Genomic DNA, 7,649 nt, shown 5'->3' on the forward strand with positions numbered 1-7,649 from the left:
AAATTCGGCTGACCGGACCGGTATGCAGTTCTCCCGTGTATTCGATCAATCGATTATCCGATGAAGCTTCCAACAACAAATTGGTGACGATACCTTCCATGGATCGGAGAGACCTGCCCGCCAGGCCGGACTTAATACCCCACCATTTATTGGCCCGATACACGTTAATGATGATATTGGGTTCTCCGGCGCTAAAGTCGGAGAAAACAGCATCCTGGACAGAGCTTCCCAGATAGAACCATTGATTGGGAGGGGTGGTTAATCTGATCCGGGTCGAACCGGTTCCCAGAATTTGTCCATGGGCAATCAACGAAGCCATACCATTCACACCATAACCATTGTCCAAAACCAACTCGCCCGTTGCAGCAATAGTCAAATCCCCATTCACGGTCAGTTTTCCGCTAGATTTCAGGGTCAATGAAGAACTATTTTCAATAGTCAGATCGTTCACATGTGCAACATCATCACCTGAAATCTCAGGTAAGTTTTCAGCCGCAGAAATGGTTGTATTGGCACTGGCTGAAGGGACAGAATTGTTGGTCCAATTACTTGCTGTGAACCAGTCAGAACTTGTAGCTCCGGTCCATGTATAAGGATGATTAAAGATCGTCCCAAAAGTTAAATAATTACCAAATCCAAAAGCATTAAAAGATAAAGGGTTTCGAATGGAAGCAGTTCCACCATCTCCATTCTCCAGAATGGGATCCAATAATAATTCATTCCATCCATCTTCCAAATACTGAGCTCCACGAAGATCTGACTCCTCTTCCGGATTAATTCCACTATTGGCATCCCAACGCAGAGTGATATTTGCGGAAGCATCCTCTGGCGCTTTCACCCGCCAGTATTCACTACTACTAATAAAAACTAGAGGACTGACCCTATTATTTCTATCGGTTGGCATTGCATCAAAATATTCTACCTCCCATATACCCGTAGCCGAAACATTGTCGATAGCCAAAGCCCCCTTTCGTGAATCTCTACCTACATTAAAAACCCATGAACTGCCTGTCGTCATTTGTTTTTTTAGTATCGTACCAATAAAATTAGACGAATTACTTATAGTCAAAGCAGTGGACTCACTGTTAGAAAGTAACAATGAACTGCTATTTTCTGAATAAACATTACCATTAGTTATGGCCATGCTATTGGATACTTCCAGGTCATTGCTCAGGGCGATACCTGCTGGATTATCAACCTCTGCAAGATACAGGGCATCAATGCCAGAAAGACTGCGTGAACCTGCAACATTTTGTACTTCTGTACCTCCAAAAGTTAGTTTGGCTGTTCTATTGTCAAACCTACCAGATTCGAAAAGTAAATCACCTTTTAACAAAATAGCAGTAGCGCTTTCATTTCTCATATTCGCTCCATCAACTGTTAAATCTCCTGTCAAAATGAGATCCAAGGCTGGCAAACGTCGGTCGCCCGCACCAGAAAGTGCCAGATTATTCACCTGAGGAATTTCACCAAGCACATCATAACTCGAAGTTCCGGCATACTCCAATGTTCCACCCTGCTCTGAAAAGAATTGACCGTATTCACCGGCAGGTAATGCTTCCCGTTCAGTCACCAAACGCCCATTACCTTTAACCCTACCTAATCGGTGACCAAAGGTAGTGCCAGTATACAAAACACCATCTGCCCCTAATTCAGTTAAATAGGCAGCGTATCCATTATCGGTCATGCTTACTTCGTGATTAATCTGGACTATGGCTCCTCTTGGTCCACCAGCTGGCAATTCAGCTCCACCCTCTACCATCCAGGTTGCAAGACTATTCCATGGGCCGTTAGCCCTGGTCACAAAAGTTTGTACTTTATCGGGGATAGCGTCCTCTTCTCCAGCAGTAAAATCACCATCTATACCAGCATCATTGGTATTCTCAAAAGTAAAGCTTAAGGTATAATTAACTCCATCAAAATCATCCTTCGTATACTTATTCCACAAACCTTCAGAAGCATTTAAAAGTCGAGCCGTGATGTATTGCTCTCCATCCCCAGCGATATCACCACTATTCCCTTGCATTGTAATAACTGATGTGAAATCTTCAATACCTTCAGCATCAAGCGTCCAATTATATTGCAATACACGATTCCGTGCGGAAGATGGAATGGTAATATGAGCTTCATTTGCGGCCTTTATCCTTATCGATCCAGTATCATTGCCATTGCTGCTAATATTCATCCCCACCGGTGTATATTTCCCCATTGAACCTATGGGAATGGTATAAGTCTTAGCACTTGAAATAGAAGGTAAAAACTTTTGGACACCTGCATCTGTAAAGGAAAGGTTGGTCTGAACCATGGTTGACTCAGAAAATCCCCCCGCCCCTGACACGATTTCCGCATCTTTACCAATAACTAACAAATTGCGACCAATATCAAATACGCCTTCATTTAACTTTAATTGACTGGTAAACGTCAAAGCTCCACCCTGAGTTGGTACAACAACGCCTGCAGGATTATCAATTGTTAATGTTGAGACATCACCACCTCCTTGCAGAAGTTGGCTATTACTTCCAGCCATAACTATACCATCTGAAGTTTCAGAACTTTGAGTTGAAGCTCCCTCTTCAATAAGCAAATCGCCTCTGACAATCAATTGATTATCGGCGGTGTTCACAACTCCCTCTTCGATACGGAAGGTGTTTTCCACAGTTACTTCGGAATCATCATCCTGTAACAATGTTGCAGCGCCCTGCTTGACCACATTGTATAAAGCAACATCGCCGTTTATGGTTTGGGCTGAATTCCCTCTGAAATAGGTAGTATTAAAATTGGCATTGTATATCCCATTATTAACAAGATCGCCATAAAGAATAACATCGAGCCCGTTGGCATCCAACTCTCCTGCTAATATGGCCAAGTCTTCCTCTAACGTTGCCCCAACAGTATTAAATTGCGCCTTTGAGGAAGAAGGCAAATTAATCTCCAAATTTTTTAATGGCTGATTCATAAACAATCCCATGGTCTGATTTTCAGCCGAGGTTCCGTCTCCAATACGAAAACCGCTTCCTGTAGTAATATGAACAGCCGTTGGATCAAAAATCAAGGCAGGAACGGAAGCATTCTCTTGTCCCTGAGCAATTGTAATAAAGCTTCCAGCTTCATTCTGAGTAAACGCGCTACCTTCATTCATCAATTCAAGCACACCGCGATTTGAAACGGGTGCACTGTCTGCCCCAATAAGGATGTCTGTCGCTGCTTTATCCTGTGTCAGTTTCAAAACACCTGCATCCGTATTAATGCCTCTTCGAATCTGTGATCCAACATTTAATAGGGTATTAGGGCTAACATTATCCGTATTGCCCACCCAAATTTCAGCATTTCCGGATGCCGAATATTCTATATAGTTATTTGTGCCACCATTGAGCAATGCACTGGCGCCGTTATCAATTTTCAATAGACCATCCAGCCAGATACCAGTATCATCCCCATCAATTTTAACCGTGGCACCATTATCCACTATTATGGAGGCTGTTGATGGAATACGGAAATCGTTACCACCACTGGTCAGTGTTAAATCAATAGCATCATGGTCAAGCCAAGCAGTTCCGGAAACCAACTCCAATGCCTTTTGGGCTCGATCGGCTGGAGCCCTCAAATTAAAGGGTGCACGAAAATGCACATTGTTATCCGGTCCTTTCTTGATACTTATGTTTCCAAAATTCAGAGTGCCATTATTATCAACAGTCACAGACTGATCACCTTCAAAAAGAACCTTTACAGAATGGGTATTAACATTGTGATGGTAAAGGCTCATGTTTCCGCTTTTTATATCAACACTTCCAAAAAGAGTAAGGATATGCTCCAAATTAGGGTTGGCATCATTAGCATTTTGTACGCTTAAACGACCGCTTTCACTTAAAACAATATCTCCATCTATTTGAACAATTCTTGGGTCGCCATTTCGTCGAAATTGCACCAATCCATCAGGACCATTAACCTCAAGGTTACCAGCAATATTCAAATCTCCAAACTCATTAGGACTGATCCTAATTGTAACATCATCAATCTTCAAATTACCTACTATTTCAAGATCAACATTGCCTAAGGTTTTTCGATCATTACCAGAAATATGAAGATTAGGGTATTTATAGATGTCCACAGGTAATTCGTACCTGCCTCCTGCATATTCAAAAATGGCGGATGCATTGTTACAAAATTCGGTATGATCACCGTTAATTAAGGTATTATCATTATAAACCAAGCGGCCACTTCCGGTAATAATATCTATAAAGTGACCTGTTGTGCCCTCATTTACAATGAGAGATCCATTAACCTCCACCTGGGAGGCTCTGGCACCGTTACCATCTATTGTCACCTCATGATCAGGGTGAATTATGCAGTAATCAATTGCGCGGGGATGATCTCCATTTCCCAAACGGCCACCAGTATGGCTAGTAGTTGACCATGTATTCCTGTCACCAAAATTGCCCGTCTGACGGCTATACAGTGTTCGTGGTGGGTCTAGCACCGAAATCCACAAAAATGAGGCGTCCAAAACTCCAAAAGAGAAATCTTTACTTAACGGTGCATTATATGGAAATCTAAGGAATCTGTTATTAAACTCAACATTATCTCCATAATTATTCCATTCTTTATCATAAAACACGATACCTTCAGGGGGCGCATTTGTAAAAGGCCACACCACATAATTGGGAATATTAAAATCCTCATAATTAGTGAGCATATACCGAATATCATCTTCAACATCCTCCAGTCCAACATCTGAAACCCTCCAGAAATAATCCAAAGCGTATTGCTCATCCGCTACAGTGGGATGATAATCGTTCACTGGAGAGACCGTAATTGTCCCATTTGATTGCAAAGCATTTCTAGCTTGCACCTCCATCGGCGTATAACCAGCAGATGTCCCAACTGGAAATCGCTGAACCACTGTGTTGCTATAATTTCCATTCAATAGGACTGGCAAAGTCAATCCACCATCAGAAGAGTTTCCTGCTGTTCTAAACATCCGGGTTGACCCCCAAGGTTCTGCAGAATAATCTGCTACATTTATTTCCAAATTGAAAACTCCTAAATCAACGATATAATTGCCGCTAAAGCTTAACTTGGACAATAGAGAATGACTGTTCAGCTGAATATTATTGGCCAATTCCACAACACCAAAACTAAAATCCTTCCGATATTTTGAAAATATAGTCTGAGCGCCACTTGTCCCATTCAAAATAGTTTTACCAGAACCCGATGAAATAACAGAACCTTTTTCCAGTGTGAAATCACCTTGTAAAAACAAATCTCTGTTATTTAATTCGAGAAATCCCTGCTTTAAAGTTAGGTCTCCTTCAATGTTTATATTGCCACCTGAAAGGGATACTGTATTACTGAGACTATTCTTATCAAGAATAAGAGCGTTTAACTCCAATAATGAGCCACGATTATTAATAATCTGTCCATCACCGGAACCAATCATTTGCAAAGCATCTGAGTTTTGAATAAAATCACCAGTAATATCGAAATGCCTGCCCACAGAAACCAGACAACCCGTTGCATCAAATGATGTTCCTGCGCCAACAGCCAAATCATTTAGCACATTCAATTGACCATCTACAACAACATTGGTTGTGGCATCTTCTCCATCTAATACGAAATTATAAAAGGGAACACTAGAAACGACATTAAAATTCGCCCCGGCGCCAGTGATTCTTTTTATTCGAACTGTTCCCCCAGTCACACTTGATTTCCCTTCGCCCGATTCAATGTTTATGGCCAAGTTATTATTCGTTGCAGCGTCCTGAATCTCAAGAATACCTCCAGACATAATAAAAATATTGTCCTCGCCCTTCACGCTAAAGGTAGCCACACCAGAACCGTTCAAATCACTTCCTAAGTCTCCGTAAAGAATGACCTCTCCACCTGATTGATTGTAGCTCCATTTACCATCTTGCGTGCCTGCACTCCTGAATCCTGGCGATTTAATTTTTCCTCCGGCAACTTCGACTAAAGCATTACCATCATCCCATGCCACAAAACCATGAGTATGCGTATTTAATGTCCCATCAGTAATTTTAAAATGACCTTTTACAGAAAAAGATTGACTTCCACTTGCTGCCGCAGTAACTCCTACTGAAGTAAAACCATCTGCATCATTACTAATTGCGGTGGTGTTAACCTCTACATTCGGACCATTAATCCATAGCCCTCCTGACAGAGGAATCGTAAAATCACTCCCCCCTTCTGTAAGGGAATGAAGGTACAGATCACCTGTTAATTCAAGGGTACCGCTTTTAATATACAAGGCTTTATCAGCAAGGGCATTGTTGTTGCGTCCAAAAAGGCGAAAATTGTCTCTGGTAGAAGAGTATAAAGTTAATCGATAGGTTCGGTCAGTTCCTTTGTCAACGATAAGCCGATGTAAAAACGTGATACTATTGGTACTAAAAGTGGTATTAGAAGCCCCTTTTGCAACAAGAGTCACTGACCCGGTGGAAGGGTTGTTGTTATAGGTTGGCTGATCCAAATTAGTCAGTCTCATGTGACCATTATTCTCCAAGTTACCATACACTTCAAACTGGTGTGTTGCATTACTATTGGCAACAGTAATTGAAGCATTAGAAGCTATGAAGACATTTCCTTGAATAGTTAGAGATCTTGACAAAGCGCTATTGCCAAAGCGAAGCATACCACTGCGCACCTCCAGATTTCCATTCAAATTAAGGTTGGCACCAATTGCAAGAACACCACCAGCATCCAAAGCTACTTCCATATTATAGAAAGTTCTGGCAGTTAACAGCGAATAAGAACCTCCACTGAACACTGCTGTTCCCTCTCCCTGATTCTTAGAAATAAAATGAGATGCATCACCAGCTGGAAAATTATCAGCTTCCATTATTATTCGTCCACTTCCCCTAATTTGGAAAAATTGATGACCGCTTGTCTGTTTCGTTTCTAACCGTCCATCAACAGTTACCACATTTGCTTTAATCCCATTTCCATTCAAAGTAATCGTGCGCCCTGTCTTAATCACAACATTATCTCCCTCTTTTGGGAAGGAGTTATTTGGATTAGAAGGAATAGATGCTGCAGGATCAAGCGTCCAAACTTCAGAATTATTCCAGTCCCCTGAAACCAATGCATAATAAGTTGTTTGAGCTTGAATCATCCAACCCAACATCAACCCCACAAAAGCAAAAACAAACCTCTTCATGTAAAAACTATTCATATACTAACTATTGAAAAATCCGACAAACAAAAATTTAATCACGCGACCAACAACACGCATATCAAGAAAAAATGCAAAAATATTGATTGCATCTTATTTTTACGAAGGAATAAGGAAATAGTTGACTTAATTGTACGAAAAGACCACAACTAGTGACAAGTGCGATCAATACGTCGATTAGTGAACTAAAACCTTCCATAAAGAAGAATTGTAGACAAAACATGAGAAAATCCAAGCGTAAAAAAAGCCGGTATCATATTGAAACCGGCTCTTTTTAAAGGAATCTATTAACTTTTACCCTTTCACTATCACGCGTTCACTCTTCACTTGATTACCAAACTTGGCACGGATGATATAAACACCGCTCTCGTCAGGCAATAGAATAAGGGTGCGACTACTGCGAGCGGGCACTTCCGATATTTTGCGTCCCTCGATGGTATAAATTTCTACTGTACCATTTCCA

Annotated in this window: 2 protein-coding genes; both read right to left on the reverse strand. The window is 41.3% G+C overall.

Annotated features, from left to right (window positions below; translation table 11 throughout):
• The coding region (locus JCM15548_RS19560) for a DUF8693 domain-containing protein (protein WP_157482995.1) at nt 1–7,186 on the reverse strand (7,186 nt) is incomplete at its 3' end.
• A gap of 294 nt (nt 7,187–7,480) precedes the next feature.
• The coding region (locus JCM15548_RS26490) for a T9SS type A sorting domain-containing protein (protein ID WP_157482997.1) at nt 7,481–7,649 on the reverse strand (169 nt) is incomplete at its 5' end.

Source organism: Geofilum rubicundum JCM 15548, assembly GCF_000974365.1.
GTDB lineage: Bacteria > Bacteroidota > Bacteroidia > Bacteroidales > Marinilabiliaceae > Geofilum > Geofilum rubicundum.